This window comes from Massilia sp. IC2-278, assembly GCF_020708045.1.
Classification (GTDB): domain Bacteria; phylum Pseudomonadota; class Gammaproteobacteria; order Burkholderiales; family Burkholderiaceae_D; genus Telluria.
In genome coordinates, this window is sequence record NZ_JAJFES010000009.1 from 144,572 (window position 1) to 163,587 (window position 19,016).

A 19,016-nucleotide genomic window follows, 5' to 3' on the forward strand; every position below is an offset into this window, starting at 1 on the left:
CATCGCCTCCCGGTCACAACCGATGACAACACCCCTCTTCTCCCCCACCGCTCCCGTCGGCATCTTCGATTCCGGCGTGGGCGGCCTCTCGGTCCTGCGCCACATCCGCGCGCAGCTGCCGCACGAACACCTGCTGTATTTCGCCGACTCCGGCTTCGCCCCTTACGGCGGCAAGCCCGAATCCGTGGTCGCCGAGCGTGTGCTAGCGGTTGGCAGCTTCCTCGTCGAGCAAGGCGTGAAAGCCGTCGTCGTCGCCTGCAACACTGCCACCGTAGCGGCAATCGCGCGCCTGCGCGAGCGCTTCCCCGAACTGATCATCGTCGGTGTCGAGCCGGGCCTGAAACCGGCGGCGGCAGCCACGCGCAGCGGCACCGTCGGCGTGATCGCCACCGAGCGCACGCTCGCCGGCGCCAAGTTCCTGCAGCTGCGCGACCAGGTCAGCGCAGCCACCGGCGCTCGCTTCCTGCTCCAGCCCTGCCCCGGCTTGGTCGACCAGATCGAGCTGGGCGAACTCGACTCCGACGTCACCGACGCGCTGCTGGCGCGCTTCGTTGTGCCGCTGCTGGACGCCGGCGCCGATACCCTGGTGCTGGGCTGCACCCATTACCCGCTGGTGCAGGCCTCGATCGAGAAAGTCATTGCGCGCAGCACCGAGCGCGCCGTGACGCTGGTCGATACCGGCGACGCGGTGGCGCGGCACCTGGCGCGCCTGCTGGCGGCTGCCGGACTGGCGAATACCGTGGCGGGACCTGCACGCCTGGACGGCTACACCAGCGCCAGCTCGACCGCCCTGTCGGCGGCATTCGCCAGCCTGCTTGGCATCGATCCGCCGGTGCACGAGGTCGCGGCGAGCCCGTCCGGAACAATGTTGATTGGACCTAACAATTAGATTTGCCAGTTTGCTTCGGAGTTTGTATAATCTTGTTCTGTCTTCGCAGCACTGAAGACAAAAAGCAAGACAATGGTGGCTGTAGCTCAGTTGGTAGAGTCCAGGATTGTGATTCCTGTTGTCGTGGGTTCGAGTCCCATCAGCCACCCCAAGAATTCGCAGTAAGAGAAAGGGTTACAACGCTCCGGCTTGTAACCCTTTTTTTATTGCTGAACTCAGGAAGCGAAGGCAAGCCGGAAGACATCGCGTCTCCGGCCTATCTTGCCGTATCAGCCCATCAGGGAATCAGCCCCTCAGGGGAATGCCACCCAGGGCCGCCAGTTTCGGCTGGTAGGAAACAGTCTGCAGGATGAACGGCGCCATGGTGAAGAAAATCACCGCAAGTGCGATCACGACCGGGATGATGAAATTGCCCGCCGCGCCGCCGACCACGATCGCAAAGCCCAGTATCAACAGGCTCACCAGCACCGACATCAGGAACAGGCCGACGCTACGCTTCCAGTAATACACCTGGCCATCCTGGAGCTTCACCGCAACCAGCATGTTCTTGTTCAGGAACAGCGTCACTTCATGCCCCAGGCCCTTCTGGATGAAATCGTCCAGGCTCTGCGCCGTGACGATCTTTTGCAGGATCGTATTGCCGATCTGGATCGTGTTGTACTTCACGAAGGACGAACCGACGTTCCCACGCGTGACCGAGCCCGAACCGAGCATCTTCAATTGACCAGTTACTTCTTTCATCGAACATCCTTTATTGTTGGTAGTGGATTTCCCAAAACCAATTCTATCGGCGTTCACCGGTATCGTGTTAAAAAAGAGAACAGTCTGGACTGATGCAAGCTCCGCGCATGCAGCAGGCATGAAAAAAGGCCACCTCGCGGTGGCCTTTTTCGATCAGGTTGGCCGGCTTGCCGGCCTGACCGCGATCAGTAACGATTCGGATTGTTTGGACGCGCATCTGCACGGTTTGGCACGCCATCGCCGTCGCGGTCATGGCGCGGGGCCACGCGGTCGCCGTGCTGCCAACCGCCACGCTCCAGGTACCAGCCATTCCGGTCGCGGCGCCATTCAGCGCGCTGGTAGACATAACCCGGACGCACTTTCTCGTAGTGGCCTTTCACCCAGGTGTAACGGTTGCCCGACCAGTTCCAGTAACCCGGCACCCATTCGAAACCGCGGCGTGCGGCCGGCACAGCTTCGCGGCGCGGCGCAGGCGGCGCCTTCTTCACGATGATGACCTCGGTACGGCCATGTGGCTGGTAGGCTTGTGCCGGGCTGAGGGCTGCGGTGCTGATCAGGACGGCTGCTGCGGTCAAGAGGATTCGTTTCATGGTAGTGCTCCTTTTGTTTCGGTGTGAGATCACTATAGCCAAAGCTTCCTGCGCACAGTAGCACTGATGCAAGTGCTTACAATCGAAACAATTCCAGCAGGGAACGTAACAGCGGCGTAACGGCAGCCGTGCCATGTGTAACAAACGCGCCCTATTTCCATGACCGGAAAATAAAACAGCCGGCATCAGCCGGCTGTTCGCATTACCCATCCTGAACGGACAGATTAGTCCAGCTTCCAGGCGTAGTCGACCTTGGTGGTGGTCTGGGCTGGCGAGCCGTCCTTGGTGCCCGGCTTGAACTTGCAAGCCGACAGGCCTTTCTGGGCTGCCTTGTCCAGGCCTTTGAAACCGCTCGATTTTTCCAGCTTCGAATCGACGACGCTGCCGTCGGCGCCGACCACGAAGCTCAGCGAGGTCACGCCCTGCTCTTCGTTCATCAGCGAGGCTTTCGGGTACTCGACCTTGCACTTGGACGGGTCGAAGGAAGCAGGCACTTCAGCGGCGAAGGCCGAGCCGGCGATCGAAGCGAAAACGAGGGTGGCAATGGCGCTCAGGTAAGGCTTTTTCATAATTAGTATTCCCAAAAAGTGAGTTAATGTGCCGCTGACTGCTTGCGGTCTTTCAGTGTGCCCGGCAACTTCGCCGTAATCAGAATTCTTCCCATTCATCGTTGCCCGCTGCAACCGGCGCCTTCTTCGGCTTGGCTGCGGCGGACTTTGCCGGGGCAGCCGCTGCCGCCGGTTTCTTCAGCGCCGGACGTGCCTGGCGCACTGCCGGGGCGCGCACCGCCGGCACGCTGGCCGCAGGTGCCACGGCTGCCAGTTCGGCGCCGCCGTCTTCGCCTTCGATCAGCTTGAAGATGCTGACCACGCGCGCCAGTTCGCCCGCCTGGTCCTGCAGGCTCTGGGCCGCAGCAGCCGCTTCCTCGACCAGCGCCGCGTTCTGCTGGGTCATGCTGTCCATCTCGATGATCGACATGTTCACCTGCTCGATGCCGGCGCTCTGCTCGGCGCTGGCGTTGGCGATCTCGCCCATGATGTCGGTCACGCGCTTCACGCTCGCCACCACTTCGTCCATCGTCACGCCGGCCTGGCCGACCAGCTTGCTGCCGCGCTCGACCTTCTCGACCGAGTCGCCGATCAGGGTCTTGATTTCTTTTGCCGCCGCAGCCGAACGCTGGGCCAGGTTGCGCACTTCGGATGCCACGACCGCGAAGCCGCGGCCCTGTTCGCCAGCACGGGCGGCTTCCACTGCCGCGTTCAGCGCCAGGATGTTGGTCTGGAAGGCGATGCCGTCGATGACGCCGATGATGTCGGCGATCTTGCTGGCCGAGCTGTTGATCTCGCCCATCGTGCCGACCACTTGCGACACCACGTCGCCGCCCTTGCGGGCCACGTCGGAAGCGCTGGCCGCCAGGTGGTTCGCTTCACGAGCGTGTTCCGCGTTCTGGCGCACGGTGGTGGTCAGGGTTTCCATTGCCGAGGCAGTCTTTTCCAGCGAGCTGGCCTGCAGTTCGGTACGCGAGGACAGGTCGATGTTGCCAGCGGCGATTTCACGCGAGGCGGTGCCGATGGTTTCGGTACCGCGGCGCACCTGGCCGACGATCTTGACCAGGCTGTTGCGCATTTCGCTCATTTCCGACAGCAGGCTGCCCTTGTCGGCGGTGCTGGTGTCGATGTCGATGGCCAGGTTGCCGTGGGCGATGCTGCCGGCAATCTTGGTGGTGTAGTCGGGCTCGCCGCCCAGCTGCTTGATCAGGCCGCGGGTGATGAACCAGGCAGCGGCCACGCCCATGACGACGGCCACGACCAGCATGATGACCATGAAGTTACGGGCATTCACGAAGGCGGCTTCGGCGTCCTGCTGGCTCTGGGCGCTTTGCTTGTCCTCCAGCTGCACCAGCTTGTCCAGCGCTTCAGTCCACTTCTTCTGGACCGGACGCACTTCCTTCACCATCACGCGGGTGGCGTCCATGGCGTTGTTGGCCAGGTAGAGTTCCGACGCCTTGGCAATCGCCGGCAGGGCGGCGGCTTCATGCTGCTTGACTTCGGCCAGCAGGGCTTTCTCGGCCTCGCTGCCGTTGCTCGCGAAAATCTGGCTGACCTTGGTCTGCGCTTCGGTGTACTTGGCGGACTGGTCCTTGAACTTCTTGAGTTCCGGTTCCATGTCGGCAGGGTCGGCCATCAGGGTCAGCACGCGCAGCGATGCCAGGCGGTCCTGCACGTTGTTGCGCATCTCGATGACCATGCGGCTCGACACGTTGTTCACGCTTACCACGTGATCGAGGCGATCCTGGATCTGGCCCATGCGCAGCACGCCGACCACGGTCACCGCCACCAGCAACACCAGCACCAGGGCGAACCCCAGCCCCAAGCGCATACCGACCTTCATGTTCGATAAATTCATTTCGCCTTCCCTATTCTGTTATTCAGATTTGCCTGGAGCCAGTGTGTCCGCATGCTGTGTCAGTCGCAGACTTCCCTTACGGAAACTGTTTCCGGAAGGATAAATCAAATCGTGCGGCGTCACATGGAAATTTATGCATATACGAGAAACACCCCTCGGACCGGAGTGTTTCTTTAACAAATCTTCGTTTGCTACCAGCTAAATTATGGATTGGCACTTGCCCTAGAGCAAGCTCGGCCTTGAGATGTCTACACAAATTATTATTTCCGTGTAGCAAATTTCCTACATCTGGTCAGAAGAATACGCAATTTCTTGCTATTACAATCATTGTCATTACCATACAGAATTGCTTGTATCTACATGGAAACACAAAAGTCGAGTCTGTTGGTCCGGGCAACACGCGCCGTGGCCACGCACCACGCCTGAACGATACGTGCGCGTAAACGCAAAAGCGGCGCTCCTAGAGCGCCGCTTTGCGGATATGAGTCTTGCTGCCGCCTACAGGTTGCGAATCCCCGCCGCCGCCTCGAGCAACAGCTGCGGATCGGCCGTGGCCAGCTTCTTCGGGTCCGACAGCATCTGGCGGAACGCGCGTGCGCCAGGCAGGCCGGCGGTCAGGCCCAGCATGTGGCGCGTGATGCTGTTCAGCTTCAGGCCGTACCCGCCATAGCGCGCCAGCTGGTCGGCGATATACGGCACCATCGCCGCCAGCACCTCGGCGCGGGTCTTGGCCGGCGCGTCGTCGCCATAGAAGCGCGCATCCCATTCCGCCATCAGGTAGGGATTGTGATAGGCCTCGCGTCCGAGCATGACGCCGTCCACGTGCTGCAGGTGCAGCGCGATCTCGTCGTTCGTCTTGATGCCGCCGTTGATCAGAATTTCCAGCTCCGGAAAGTCGCGCTTGAGCTGGTAGGCCACCTCGTAGCGCAGCGGCGGGATCTCGCGGTTTTCCTTTGGCGACAGGCCCTTCAGGATGGCATTCCGGGCGTGGACGATGAAGGTGCGGCAGCCGGCATCGGCGATCGTGCCGACGAAATCGCGCACGAAACCGTATTCCTCGTTCTTGTCGATGCCGATGCGGTGCTTCACGGTCACGTCGATCGTCACCGCGTCGCGCATCGCCTTCACGCAGTCGGCCACCAGCTGCGGCTCGTTCATCAGGCAGGCGCCAAAGGCGCCCTTCTGCACGCGCTCGGATGGGCAGCCGCAGTTCAGGTTGATCTCGTCGTAGCCCCACTCCTGGCCCAGCTTCGCGCTCTTGGCCAGGTCGGCCGGTTCGCTGCCGCCCAGCTGCAGGGCGACCGGATGCTCGACCCCGTCGTAGCGCAGGTGGCGCTCGACGTCGCCGTAGACCAGGGCGCCGGTGGTGACCATTTCGGTGTAGAGCCAGGTGTGTTTCGTGATCTGGCGGTGGAAGACGCGGCAGTGGCGGTCGGTCCAGTCCATCATGGGCGCTACACTTAATTTTCGCTTTCCGTAAGTCATTGAAGCACCTGCTTTTTCCTATGTAATCAGTAGTTTGCTATTTCCCGCAGTTTCCCGCAAAATTCCGCACTATCTCAACCGCAGTGCTACGAAATTGCTACATGGCTTCCATCCTAAAAATTGGCGACACCTGGCGAGCGCAAATACGCCGCAAGGGACACAAATCGGTAGCGGAAACATTCTCGACCAAAGCCCAGGCGACCCAATGGGCCCGGAAGATCGAGGCGGAGATGGATGCGAAGCGCTTCAAGGACGTGCGTGGACTGGCGAATCTTACCTTAAAACAGCTCATCGACCGGTACATTGAGGAGATCGGGGCCGAGCATCCGTTCGGGAAAAATAAAACGGCAGTGCTTAATGCCTGGTGCCGCAACCACGGTGACGTCGCCGTGGCAGACGTTACAGACGACTACTTGACCAAATTCGTACGTGACCGCCGCAAAGGAGGCGCCTCGGGCGTTACGATCGGGATTGACCTCACCTACCTCGCCGGCGTCTTCAAAACTGCCAAGGGACTGTGGAAGCTCCCGATCAGCCTTGAGCCGATCGAGGCCGCACGTGCCAACATGGGGCATCTGAAAATATCAACTAAGTCGACGGAGCGTAAGCGGCGGCCGACCAAGGAGGAGATCGACCAGCTGTGCGACTACCTAGACAAGCACTCTTCTCTTCCAATGCGGGACATCATCCATTTCGCGATCGAATCCGCCATGCGTATCGAGGAGATCACGCTGCTGCGTTGGATCGACCTTAATGAAGGCGACCGAACAATAATTATTCGGAACCGAAAGCACCCACGGGAAAAAGTCGGAAACGATCAAGAGGTGCCTTTGCTCGGCCGCACATTCGAGATCGTGCAACGCCAGCCCAAACCAGCGAACCTGACGGCAGAGAGCCGAATTTTTCCCGTCCTAGCCGACACAGTGTCCACGATATTCCCGCGTGCAAAAAAAGCACTTAAGATAGAAGACCTGCACTTTCACGACTTACGCCATGAAGGGGTATCCCGGCTGTTCGAGCAAGGCTATCAGATCCAGGAGGTTGCATTAGTTTCCGGTCATCGTGATTGGAAGATGCTCGCCAGATACACACAAATTAAAGCTCGAGACCTTCACCGCAGCAACACAACACAGCAGCACGGTTAATTTGAGGTTGCATGGCTGATGGAACTTCGTCCTATCTGCGTACTGATGACTTGCCAGTTGTAAATTTCTCATGTAGCTTGGCAGAAAATACTATTCGGGGATAAAAATGTGGAACTGGATTCGTGGATTCTTTGTTTCCCACCAATGGGTACTCGTTAATGAAGAACTTCACGTCTGCAGTATTTGCCAGGCAGAGCGCGAGCCTGACCATGAGATGCAAGATCTATCCTACGGATCGTGGCATATCACTAAAAGAGGCGATCTCCAAAGCCACTTCGCACGACCACACCCGCCGAGCAACGAGATACCCCCGAAGGTAGAAGAAGAACGCCTGGCCGCTTAGGCCCCAGGTGGTAGTCGAGGGAATTCCTTTACACAAGGCTCCTCTCGTAACATCTCCCGGAGAGACTCGAGGAGCGTTCCCTGCGGCCCAGCGAGCGGCCCGAGCATTCGCTGCAGCTGGTCAGCATACAGAACGACAGAACGCAGGCGAGCTACCTCCCATAGGAGCGAGCGCACATCAGCATCTGCACTCCTATCTTGGATCGCCTGTAACTCAGCTTTTGTAAGAGGTGGCTTAAATCGCATTTGTTTCGATTACTGGTTTTTTATCCAGTATATCAAACACGCTCATGCGAGTTAGGGGCTGTGCAGACGTCTGCACAGCCCAAATCCATTAGAACAGTCCTGCAGGCTCTGCTGCACGGTCCCAGCTGTAGATCACGACCTCGGATCGTTGCGTGCCACGTCCAGCCGTATCCGAACCGCACGAGTATTTAATCGGCAGAGTATCCATCTGAAAGTCGCCGAAGACCCGACGAATGTCTGGATGGTCATTCAGGCTAATGACTGCCTTACCCTTCAGCTTCTTCAACAATGCAGCCATACGCACATACTCTTCGAAGGGGAAGTCGACGCCGTAGCCTTCAGTTTCCCAGTATGGCGGGTCCAGGTAGAACAGGGTGTGGGGCCGGTCGTAGCGCTCCATCAACTTATGCCAGTCCATGTTTTCGATATAGGTGCCGGCGAGCCGCAGGTGCGCAGCTGAGAGGTTCTCCTCGATGCGGAGCAGATTGATCGGTGGCGCCGTGGTCGCCGTGCCCCAGGACTGTCCCTGCACTTTTCCTCCGAACGATTGCTGCTGCAGGTAAAAGAACCGCACCGCCCTTTGAATGTCCGTAAGGGTCTCAGGCGGTGTCACCTGGTGCCATTTGAACACCTCGCGACTGGTAAGCGCAAATTTGAAGTGCCGCACGAACTCCTCAAGGTGGTTTTGCACGACACGGTAGAGCCGGACGAGTTCGCCGTTGATGTCGTTGATCACCTCGACGTCTGCGGGCGGCCGCATGAAATAAAGCGCAGCGCCGCCGGCAAAGACTTCCACATAGCACTTGTGGGCAGGGAACTGGGGAATGATGTGGTCAGCCAAGCGACGCTTGCCGCCCAGCCATGGAACGATTGGGGTTGCCATCTGTAAACCTTTTGCTTAATAAATATGCTAGACTCCGCCCGCCTTCCGGAAGGTGGCAGAGCCTTTGCTCGGTTCACTGGCTGCTTCAGTGGATTGAGGCCAGGTTCGATTGTTGACGCAATCGGACCTGGCGCCCTGTCTTTAACTAGCGGTATAGTGTGCCTATGAAATCGCCACTTCTTACCGCCAGCGAATACGCCCGCTATCGGGCATCAGTTGCGTTGGATAGATTCGCCATTGCTGTAGATGATCGGTCACGCGCTACGGCGATTCGGTGGGCGCGGGCGTGGAGTTCTCTTGCTCAGCAACGCATTTGCCCGTTGAGGCCGCCGGAGGACTTAGCGGGATCTGCACCGCCTGTCCGTCATAGCTGAACAAATAGATGTCACCGTCCGGCGTCGCAAGATGGAAATCCATTATGGCGCCAATCCATACTCACGCAGCACCGCCTGGCAGGCCCGGCCAGTGGCCAGGTGCTCCTCGACCTCGACCTTCAGCGCTCTAATATCTCGCTCAGCGTCTTCTCGAACCAGCCTGCGGGCGGGATTGGTTTCGTCGCCGCTGTCGGCGCCGGCGTCTTCGGTGGTGGGGGCAGGTCCACAGATTGCGGAACCGACATACACGCGCTGAGTGACAATGCGCTCACGCACAGGAGCAAGTTCTTCATTTTTTGTCTCGGTGATTTTCAAGTAAGCGGCACCCTGGCTCTGGGCCAGGACAACGTTCTCTTCGGTGCGGCGCAGGACGGCGAAGGCGTCAGCTGCAGCGCGCTCCTCGACGGCATCGGTGCGTCCGGCGTGGTACTGCATGTCGCCGTACCAGCGCACGCCGATTACAGCCACGGTCAACAGGCCAACCAGGCCGATCACGCTCATCAGGAAGGTTTCGAGACGGCTCACGCTGCCACCTTCGGCCAGACGTCGTACTGGGCCATATTGCGGCCCTTCATGACGTCAATCAGGACCTGCGCATAGTAGGGATCAGTGGCATAGCCAGCGGCATGAACGGCACGCGCCCAGCCTTCAGCAGTGGTCTCTTTGAAGCAAGCGCTATAGCGTGGATTCTTCAAGAAGAACTGAGCGTGGTCGACCATGCTCTCTTCCCAGCTGTCGTACGCACGGAATGTGCCCAAAATGTTCCAGTTCTTCCCAGCGATATGCTCCCGGGTGCGGAACTGAACTGTCTTGCCCTTCCAGCTCCGGTCAGCCTTGATGCCGAACAGGTTATTCCCGAGCGCCCTTTCGCCCCATCCCGATTCGATTGCCGCCTGAGCCAGGGTGATCGACGCCGGCACGCCAGTTTTACGCTGACAGTCCTGCGCGAACGGCACCAGCATCTTGAGGAAAGCGGTCGGCGGCATTACAGGGCCTCCCGCACGTCACGCACCACATCGGCAGCATCTTGGGCCATCTCACCCAGATCCTTGTCACGACGCTTGTCCAGCCACAGCATCAGGCCGCCCAGCAGCCACCAGGCCGGCAGAGCCGCGAACACCAGGAACGGAACGGAGACGACCAGGAGGCCGAGATCGCGGGCCTGGCCCGCCTGCACGGCCAGGTCGCCGGCGGACGCAAACAGGCCTGGCCAGACCGAATGCATTGCGATCGCGAGTGCCGGGCCGAACGTCACCGAGGCGGCAATGGAGCAGGCAAAGCGGCTGACGGCTTCGCGGCGGGTTCTCGGCCACATGACGACGTAGCCGATTGCGGCGGCAGCGCCGCCGGCAAGGGCCGCGCCACCGAAAAGTTTGATCAGGGCGCCGGCGCCGGCGGTAGTTTCTAGGGACATAGCTTCTTTCATTCGTAGTGGAGACGTCTGCACATCGAGGTCGGGTGTTGGGAGGAATAAGACCTGCCCACGTTAACAATCGACCTGTCTCATTTCTAGGGAGAAATGAGACTTCTTTGATGTGCTGTGCGCTCTACCAGATGACCGCTCAGCGAGCGAAGCAATGCCCTACATACTTTCCCACTCCAGCTCGGTGGCATGCTGCGCAAAGCTCGGCCGCCGCATCGCCGCGGTCTGCACCAGGGCGCCGTATATCTGGTGGTCACGCTCCCGCTCACGCGAGGCATCGCCTGGGTACAGGCTGACGATTACCGGCACCTCGGTGCCGTTGGCCACCGACATGTCGCAGATGAACGAACGGTCGCGCTCGGTCATGCTGCCCAGCTCGATCGACAGCCTCCAGTGCTTTGTACCAGGGATAGACCGGCGGTCGCCGGCGCCAGTGCGGAAGGACGTGCCGGTGCTGACTGGCAGGCGGGCTGGGTCATACGACGCGTTCTCGTCCGGCGTGAAGGCCTCGCCGACGAAGATGCGCGAGACCTCAAGGTAGCCCTGCAGGCTTCCTGGGTCCTTGAGCCGAATGACCAGGCGCTTGACGCTGATGTTGTCGAACCAGGCGAACGCGTGGGCGCCACCACCATACGCATACGCGCTGGCGGCGCTGCGCGGGGTCCAGGGCGGCAAGAGCGCACGAGCGCGGGCTGGGCACGCCAGCCGCACACCCGTGTTCAGGACGTTATTGGCGCCGCCCTTGTCAGAGTAGCCGAGGACTTCAATCGTGGTCAGCGCCGAGCCGTTGAACCACGGGAAGTGCACGCCACCGATCCGCTCTGCAGCATCCCAGGTCAGGACGATCTCGAGCTCGGTGCCCGTCGCGCGGCAAACGTGGGTTTTGACGTCGTTGAGCATTGCGGCCGGCGACATGCCTGGTGCGACTGGCGAGGCCGAGAGTGCAGCGTATCCGGCTGCATTGCGGTTCATGATCTTCAGATTTGGCATTCGGTCACCAGGTGATTGTTTCGAGTTCTTCAGCTGCGGCGACGGCGATCTGCCGCTGCAGCACTTCGTTCTTTTGCATCGCAGCCAGGATCGCTGCTTTGCCTTCACGGCCGACCTGCTGGATCTGGTCGACCGTATGCGGCCGGAATTCCCACTGCTCGCCTGCCAGGTCGGCACACCAGAATGGCGTGCGCCAGTCGGGATCACCACCAGCCAGCAGCGAGTCGGTGACGGACGCGACCAGGTTGGCTTGGTCCTGCGGGTTAGCCGGGTACAGGTAGACGTCTCCCAGGACGGCACATTCGAACCCTCGCTCGATGTGCGCGCGGCAGGCGGCACTGATCGCCTGCGCTTTATCGGCGCGCAGCTGCTCGAGGGAGATCAAATCCATCCATACAATTTCGTTCTCAACCAGATATGCGCACGCCGAGTCCCGGCGCCCTTCACGGGTGAAAGGCGTGTCATGCGGCACAAGGTCTTCCTCGGCAACCGGGGAATGTATTGGTATGTACGGGCCGGAATCCGGATGCTCGATCCAGGCGTTCCCCATGATGCGGCTGTCTCGGCGCCGTACCATCAATAACTGAATTTGAGGCATAGTTGATCTTTCTATTAAGCTGCCCTGCCGTAACCAACAATGGCGCGAATACTCTTGTAGACAACCGTATTGGAATCGTCGGTGGCGAGGAGACTGACGTTCACCATAACTAGCGAGTCCTGCCCACGGCATCGGAAAGTGCAGCTACTGGCAGAAGGGTCGCTGGCCATCTGGGCATCCCCATCCACGACATTGCAGGACCATTGATACTTAACCGAACCGTTCGCGCCGGAAATCGTGGCGAAGACGGTGAAGCTCTCGTAGTTAAATGTATTTGTCCTGTTACGCGAGCTGATAAATGACAGCGTTACGTTGAGCGAGGTCTGTATCCTCGGGTTGTAAATAATCGTGTTCTCTAGCGTTAGCTGACGATTTACTAAAGAGAAGCCGGGAGCGAGCATCGTGCCATCTCGGCGCAGTTCAATAAACGATCCCTGGCCGTCGATGTTATTGCCCAGCAGCAGCCCGTTCGATCCAAGGTAAAAGCCATCGCTGCCCTTGGCGGGCCATTGCCATCCAACGAACGCCCCTCCCGCCAATTCACCACGGGCACGGATGTTGTTGACGTAAATGTCGCCGTTACGTTCCAAGTACCAGCCCGACTGCCGGTAGACGTAATTCGTGCTAAACAGGTCGCCGCCAAATTGCGTGTTGGTGATCGCACCAGCCGACACGCGCTGACCGACGTTCGCAGGCGTCACGGCGCTATCCCACCAAGGAGTCACTGTCCCGCCTAGCTCTACCTTGATGTTTGAGACAACGATGACGCTGCCGCCCGCCTCAAGTGAGAAAATGCGCAGCCGCCCGGTGGCGGTATTTGCGGTATTTGGCGAAATCTCGGTGAATGAGTATTTCGTCATCGTGTTTGTCAGCCTGACATACTTGCCGTTGCTGTCCCAACCACTATCGTTTATCACGTCAGCGTTCAAATCGCGGGATGCTCCGTCGCAGTAAGCGTCGAAACTTACTGTGTACCAAGTATTTGCGGGAATGCCCAATTCCGGGGAACTCGCGCCAATGTAATTGGGCGAACCTACAACCGGAAAATAGAAATACTGCCCATCACCAAAGCGACCATCCCCGTTGCGTTGAGGAACGGCACCGTTGAGGAACGGCCACCCATTCGGTGCCGGTACAAGGTTTGGATTTGTGCGCACCTGTTCAGCTAGTGATGCCCCGGCTGACAGGATCACATTGCCCGCGTCATCCTTGATGCTCAGGCCTCGAGCGTCGATCGCTCCAGCGCGGACTGTGCCTGGCGCCAGGAGATTTCCATTCACAATAAAGCCCGGCTCTTCCCAGCTATCGCCGTCCCAGACCTTTGTCTGAATAAACCCGGCGGCCGTATTTACCAACGTGACCAGGTCGAAGCGGATCGGCGAGCCGTAGCCGCCATTCTGAAGCGCAGTTGCAGCAGCGTTATCGGACCAGGTAGTGCCCCCGATTGCCACTGGTATGTTGACGGTGCCGCGCTGGCCCTGCTGGCCCGTTCCGATATCGCCTTTCGCACCGGCCTTGCTCTTGGTGAGCGAGAAGCGCTTCGTGATTGATGCCGCACCGGCCTTGCTCGCTGTGATGTCGATGAAGGCCGCGTCGACGCCGGCCGCCATGCCGGTGACCGTGACCGTGGACCGGTCGGTCGTATAGGTCAGGTTCGCCTGGTTGGGCGCCGGCGAGAAAGCGTACGACCAGTTGCCGGTATCGTCGACGGCGCCTTCGTAGACCTTCATGGTGCACACGGCCGTAACCAGGCTGGACACGGCGCCCGCGCTGCTCGCCGGCAGGGCGACGGTCTCGTTCGTGAGCAGCGCCGTGATCGCGTTCTTGCCATCGACGCCAACACTGCCGTCACGCAGCTTGCTGATGGTGACGCGGTCGACCTGGCCGTCCTGCTCGACCTGGATCGTGACGGTGTCGCTGCTCATGTCGGCAAAGGCCAGCACCTTCTGCGATGAGGTGGGACCTTGACTCAGCGTCCCGCTGCCGGCGAAGAACGTGAACCTCGGCACGCCCGTCAGGTTCTGCCCGGTGGCAGTAAGCGCGATCGCCGCCGGGCTGTGCTGGCCTGCCTTGTCAATCTTGAAGACCTGCTCCGACGGCGTCAGCTCGAGCAGCTTGGCGCCTGCACTGGTCGAGCCATCACGCACAACCGAGATGCTGGCCCGGCCCATGATTTCCTGGCCGGCATACGCGACCGAGGCGACGACCGTTGCGGCGCCGGCTACCAGGTCCGCATATCGCAGCGTCGCGCTCGATCCGCTGACGCCGCTCAGCGTGCCGCCGGAGCACGTCCAGACGACCTCGCCGGTCACGCCGATGACGGTCGCCTCGAGCTCGATCTCGGCGTGCTCGGGCGTGCCGTCGGCCAGCAAGTGGAACAGCGGCGGCGCCGCGGTGACGATGACCTGCGCCTGGCCCAGGTTAATGACACGAATAGGCGCCGCCTGCAGCAGCCGGTCGATGTCGTTGATTGCTGCAATCATTTCAGAAACCTCACAGTTACGGTGCGTGTCGTCCAGTCACGCGTTATCTCGAGCACCTGCGCCTCTACACCGGCTGCCATGCCGTCCTGCTCGTGGTAGACGACCAGGCGCGCCCCCTTCTTCAGCATAAGCAACTCAGGCACGCCATCGAACTCGTAGATGTCGCGGCCCGGCCCCCAGAGGGCCAATTCCCGATCGGCTTCAGGTGCAGCGTCGACGCCGCGCAGCAGCATCGTCGGGCGCATTACCGGATCGCCATCGAGCCGGTACATGCGCTTGATGTCCTCGTCCACCCTGGTCACGGTGAGCGGCCACTCCTTCTCATGGAGTGCCTTGTGTTCAGCCGGCAGGTTGCTATTCAGGCCGGGCTGCGGCGTCCAGTTCCTGCAGTAACCCAACTTCACCGCCGCGATTGGATCGATGTGCTGCACATGACGCAGCGTGCCGTCGACCATGTGTTCCGCGCGGATCTCGGTTGCTGGACCAGCAGCCGGCAGCGCGATCTGAATCAGCTGCAGCTTTCCGTCGAGCGAGGGGGCCAGCTGGGCACCCACGCTGCCGGCAAGCATGCTGCAGGCCTCGATGACGTTCAGGCGCTCGCGCACGTGCAGGCCGACCGGCTGCGGGTTCGCCGCATCGAACTGGGCGAAGTTGGTCAGGTCGATGTTGGCCGAGGTGTAGCGGCCGACGTCTTTGCCATAGCCAGTGATCAGGCGCTGGATGATGGTCGCTATGGTCTTGCGGAAGATGCCGCCGGACTTGTCGCCCTGGACGGTGGCGGTGATGGTGGCACTCTCGTTGTTCACCGTCAGCACGGACTTACCAGTGCCCTCCGAGACGATCACCTGCTCGCTGATGGGAATGCCGTTGGCGCGCGTCTCGACGATGCCCTCCATCGGGCCGTCGTGCCACTGCCGCTCGAGCGCGTTGACATCGCTCCACTCCCCTGCAGCGTTGAAGCATTCGCCGAAGGTCAGTGGGATCACGGTGTCCGCGTTGACGCCGGCGCCGCCGAACTTGCGTTCGCTGATCGGGTAGTTCAGCCCTTCCATCATGTCGCGCAGGCGCAAGGCAAACGCCCTGGTTCCCTTGCGTACCAGGCCTGCAGAATGGCCGACGAAGATTTTCCGGTAGTCGGCACGCGGCCAGCGCACGTCGCCCACGACACCCAGCACTTCATCGGCCCAGATATACCTGGCGAAGTGCTCGTTCACACCGTTGGTGTTGTCGATCTCGATGTCGCCGGCAGAAAGGGACGCCGTCGACGTCAGCGACAATGCCTCCGTGAAGGGGATACTGACGCCGACGATGGGCGCATAGAACACAGGGTTATCCGTGCCAGGTGTCGTGTAGCCGTTGGTCGACCAGAAGAACCTGGTGCGCACGCCATCGACGAGTGCCCAGGTTTCGATCAGGATGTTCGGGATCGCATCGTTGCTCGCGAGCCAGGCCGCAAAGTCCGCATCCGTAATGGCCGGCACGGTTGGCTCCGTTGGCACGACCGACGGTGTATCGAAAATGAAGCGCCCGCTCGCCAGGCGAACGTTGTCAAGGATCAGGGCTGTCATTGGCCCACCGCGATCGGAGAGGCAAGCGTCATCGTGCCATTCGACTCCGCCAAAATCAGCATGTATTCGCCCGCGGGGACGACAGCTGCAGGAACAGTGATTTCGAACACGGCGCTTCCCGATACCATCGAATACTTGCCCTGGGCCAGGGGTGCGCCGAAGGACGCCGGCGAAAGATTCCGGAACAGCGCCCAGTCCACGCTGGCGAGATTGAGGTGTGGCGTCCCATCGCGCGAGGCGAGCATGCATCGAACGTAGTTGACCTCGACCACTGGCGCCGCGCTCGTGGTCGGCACGATGCGAAGTGCAGCCGAGACGTTGCCGCTCGAGTCAACGCAGCGCACGTCGATCTGGTAGGCGGTGCCGGCGGCCAGGTTGGTGAAGGTATGACTCTTGCTGCCCTCCTCCGCTGCCGTGGCCGCGACATACTGGCCAGCGGCGCCGATGCGATACTCCCGCCGCACGACAGCGACGTTGTCTGCACTGATCGCTCCCGCCCAGCTGACGGTAATCGAGTCCGCCGTCACGCTGGCCGCCAGCTCTCCCTGGAACGTCGGGGCTGTCGTGTCAGCTGCAGCGAGCGGCTCGGCTTGCGCGTGCATCGGCAAAAGAGTGGCGCCGTTGTCGAAGACAGGGGTTCCAACCGCCGGTGCGGCGCCGGCCAGGTAGGTGAGCGCGGCCGGCGCACTGGCAAAGGTCAAGCCGATGCGCGTCGCGTCGACGCGAACAGCGGCTGTGATCTCGATAGCCGCACCCTGCGCATCTGTTGCCACAAATCCGGTAATGCCTGCGACAGGGGTGAAGTCGCTGCCGTTGCGGTGCACCAGCTGGACCGTGCCTGCCGTGCCGTCGATGGTCATGCCGACGATTGCCGGACCACGGCGGTAGACGCCGTCATAGACGAACGCGCCGAACACCGCCACGTTGCGATTCGCACTGGCCGGAAAGCCAGCGGCAGCGGTCGACAGGTGCACGCCGTCGCCCGACAACAGCAGGTCGAGCGTTTGCACGTGGCAGACGTCTTCGTCATTGCCGACGTCGTTCTCGGCCATGCGCACAAAATTCGCCTGGGCGTCCGCCGTGCTGCTTGTGCGACGATTGAACCCGCTGATCAGCATTGGCAAGTCGGGCTGCTCCGTGTGAGCACGGATACGAGAAATCAGGGTGCGCAGATTGGCGGCATGCTGCGCGCGGGAGACGACCAGGTTGTCGGCTGCGTCGTTCGAACCGACGAAGATCAGCACACCGGCTATCTTGCCGCCGACGGCATTGATGGCGTTCCGGAAATTGGTCCAGCGCGCATGGGTCAGAGTGATCCACTGCGCCAGGGTCGAGCCGCCGTAGCCATAGTCGATCAGGCCGACTGGCACGCCGGCTTTCTGCGCGAAACCATTGGCCTCGATGATGCCACAGCCGTTGGTGCCAAACTTGGCCCAGCCAGCCGAGGAATACTTGCGTACATTGGCTGCAGCGACAAACCCGGTGCCCGAGGTCGAGTCGAATCTTTTCTCCGCACTGCTCGAGCCTGCGTATGCAAACAGGTCGCCCACGCCGAACAACTCGGCGCCAACGGCAGACGTCGCCAACACGATCGAGCCGTTCTTGCTCCGCACGGCACGACGGTACATGCCGCCCTGCGGGACCGAAGGCAAGCCCGACCAGACGCCGTTGGCGATCGTCGCGCCCGCAATCACACCCCATGGCCGCACCACGGTCACGCCGTCTTCGGCATACAGCTGGTATTCGATGCTAGTCGGCTTGGTGCCGGCATAAGCGCCCTCGAATGGCACGGCGGCGCTCGTACCGATGCGCTGGTAAATGCGCTCAGCGATACTGGCAGCGAGATCCACCGAGTCGGTTGCGACGGCCGCGATCGCGACAGGGGCGCTGTCGGCGCTGACGCTGCCGGCGGCATTCGCCTCGATCTGTCGCACCACGAGGTCCTGGCCGGCATCACCGGCAGCGGGTGTATACGTGCTTGCCGAGCTGACAAGGACACCAGCCACGTACCATTCTTGCGTTCGCCCTGCAGAGTTGCTGGCTCCTGCAGGTGTGTACGAAGCGGCCTGCCCAACCTGGCCTCCAACAATCGCAGGGGCGCCGCTCATTACGGGCTTGGCCACCGACGCCGAGTAGCCGAATGCCGGCTGCGCCTCGCTCGTGGTGATAGGGCCATTCTTGGTGAAGGCGATCGGCAAGCTGCCGCGATTGGAAAAATCGTCTGCATTGTCGAGCCGCGCATACCACAGCGCGGCCTTGCCCAAGTCCGTAATTTCCATGCCGTGGGCGAGCTTCGCCACTTCTAGGTCGCTCAGCGTGTCGGCCATGAAAAAGACGCGCCCGATGGACTGGTCGCACATCCGGTCAGCGGTCAGGTTTGCACGAGCGCCCAGCCACAAGCCGGAGCCGTCCAGCGCGGCATTGCGCTCGGCGGTCCCGTCAGCCACTACGGCCGAGCCATCGGTCGGCATGACCGCTAGGATGGGGCAGCGACGTACGGTGATGGTCGTGCCGGTCTGCTGGAACACGAACAACCATTTATCGCCCGCACGGTTGTCGTTGGCCGTGACGAGCGTCGGCGTCGACAACGTGTTGAAGTACATGGCCAGCCGGTTGCGCTGCGCAGCTGTGGCTGCCGAATCCGTCAGGTACGCAAGATTGAACGCGCCGGCCTGGCCGGTCGACTTGGTCGAAACGAGGTACTGCGGGTTGTCACCAGTCGTCAGGCCATCGAAGCAGACGACGATGCCGAGCGCCCAGGTCGTAGGCGACGCCGGAATGGTCAACCCGGTATGGTCTGGCGCCGAAAAGTACGTGTTCGCGAGCGCGCGGTTGAATTTAACTGTCATTCGT

16 protein-coding genes and 1 tRNA gene are annotated in these 19,016 nt (G+C 60.9%); 3 read left to right on the top strand and 14 right to left on the bottom strand.

All coding sequences use genetic code 11. The features are described from left to right. Window positions 1-22: 22 nt before the first annotated feature. Both murI and LK540_RS17190 read left to right on the top strand, forming a co-directional pair. On the top strand, window positions 23-889 hold the full coding sequence (murI, locus tag LK540_RS17185; RefSeq protein WP_229438525.1) for a glutamate racemase: 867 nt from the start codon (window positions 23-25) through the stop codon (window positions 887-889). A gap of 75 nt (window positions 890-964) precedes the next feature. Beyond that, window positions 965-1,040, top strand: a tRNA-His gene (locus LK540_RS17190). A 134-nt stretch (window positions 1,041-1,174) separates the two neighbouring features. On the opposite strand, the gene LK540_RS17195 is transcribed toward LK540_RS17190, so the two are convergent. The 5 genes from LK540_RS17195 to dusA all read right to left on the bottom strand — a co-directional run bounded on the left by LK540_RS17195 (window position 1,175) and on the right by dusA (window position 6,111). Beyond that, window positions 1,175-1,630, bottom strand: coding sequence for a hypothetical protein (locus LK540_RS17195; protein ID WP_229438526.1), 456 nt, complete (start codon window positions 1,628-1,630; stop codon window positions 1,175-1,177). A gap of 185 nt (window positions 1,631-1,815) precedes the next feature. After that, window positions 1,816-2,220: a hypothetical protein gene (locus tag LK540_RS17200; protein ID WP_229438527.1), complete on the bottom strand. Its 405-nt coding sequence runs from the start codon at window positions 2,218-2,220 to the stop codon at window positions 1,816-1,818. Between the two features lie 224 nt (window positions 2,221-2,444). Next, window positions 2,445-2,789: an energy transducer TonB gene (locus LK540_RS17205; protein WP_229438528.1), complete on the bottom strand. Its 345-nt coding sequence runs from the start codon at window positions 2,787-2,789 to the stop codon at window positions 2,445-2,447. 79 nt (window positions 2,790-2,868) lie between these two features. Next, entirely contained in the window at window positions 2,869-4,626 is a 1,758-nt protein-coding gene (locus tag LK540_RS17210) for a methyl-accepting chemotaxis protein (RefSeq protein ID WP_229438529.1), read from the bottom strand. Between the two features lie 498 nt (window positions 4,627-5,124). After that, the gene (gene dusA, locus LK540_RS17215; protein ID WP_267498820.1) at window positions 5,125-6,111 is read right to left on the bottom strand and encodes a tRNA dihydrouridine(20/20a) synthase DusA; all 987 of its coding nucleotides are present in this window, start codon (window positions 6,109-6,111) and stop codon (window positions 5,125-5,127) included. Between the two features lie 101 nt (window positions 6,112-6,212). Between dusA and LK540_RS17220 the strand changes: the two genes are divergently transcribed. Continuing rightward, window positions 6,213-7,256 (top strand): site-specific integrase, encoded by a 1,044-nt coding sequence (locus tag LK540_RS17220; protein WP_229438531.1) that lies wholly within the window; start codon window positions 6,213-6,215, stop codon window positions 7,254-7,256. 676 nt (window positions 7,257-7,932) lie between these two features. On the opposite strand, the gene LK540_RS17225 is transcribed toward LK540_RS17220, so the two are convergent. The 9 genes from LK540_RS17225 to LK540_RS17265 form a co-directional block, all read right to left on the bottom strand. Then, window positions 7,933-8,727, bottom strand: coding sequence for a DNA adenine methylase (locus LK540_RS17225; RefSeq protein WP_229438532.1), 795 nt, complete (start codon window positions 8,725-8,727; stop codon window positions 7,933-7,935). Between the two features lie 416 nt (window positions 8,728-9,143). Next, the gene (locus tag LK540_RS17230) at window positions 9,144-9,626 is read right to left on the bottom strand and encodes a hypothetical protein (RefSeq protein WP_229438533.1); all 483 of its coding nucleotides are present in this window, start codon (window positions 9,624-9,626) and stop codon (window positions 9,144-9,146) included. Next, a complete protein-coding gene (locus LK540_RS17235) occupies window positions 9,623-10,087 on the bottom strand; it encodes a glycoside hydrolase family 73 protein (protein ID WP_229438534.1) in 465 nt (154 codons plus the stop codon). The genes LK540_RS17230 and LK540_RS17235 overlap by 4 nt, the downstream gene beginning before the upstream one ends. Then, complete coding sequence (locus LK540_RS17240) at window positions 10,087-10,515, bottom strand: hypothetical protein (protein WP_229438535.1); 429 nt, start codon at window positions 10,513-10,515, stop codon at window positions 10,087-10,089. Before LK540_RS17240 ends, LK540_RS17235 begins: the two co-directional genes overlap by 1 nt. A 168-nt stretch (window positions 10,516-10,683) precedes the next feature. Then, entirely contained in the window at window positions 10,684-11,514 is an 831-nt protein-coding gene (locus LK540_RS17245; RefSeq protein ID WP_229438536.1) for a hypothetical protein, read from the bottom strand. Window positions 11,515-11,518: 4 nt separating this feature from the next. Beyond that, entirely contained in the window at window positions 11,519-11,905 is a 387-nt protein-coding gene (locus tag LK540_RS17250) for a hypothetical protein (protein ID WP_229438537.1), read from the bottom strand. Window positions 11,906-12,126: 221 nt separating this feature from the next. Next, window positions 12,127-14,595 (bottom strand): hypothetical protein, encoded by a 2,469-nt coding sequence (locus LK540_RS17255; RefSeq protein ID WP_229438538.1) that lies wholly within the window; start codon window positions 14,593-14,595, stop codon window positions 12,127-12,129. After that, window positions 14,592-16,163, bottom strand: coding sequence for a hypothetical protein (locus tag LK540_RS17260; protein WP_229438539.1), 1,572 nt, complete (start codon window positions 16,161-16,163; stop codon window positions 14,592-14,594). Before LK540_RS17260 ends, LK540_RS17255 begins: the two co-directional genes overlap by 4 nt. Next, entirely contained in the window at window positions 16,160-19,012 is a 2,853-nt protein-coding gene (locus tag LK540_RS17265) for a sialate O-acetylesterase (RefSeq protein ID WP_229438540.1), read from the bottom strand. The genes LK540_RS17260 and LK540_RS17265 overlap by 4 nt, the downstream gene beginning before the upstream one ends. Window positions 19,013-19,016 lie beyond the last annotated feature (4 nt).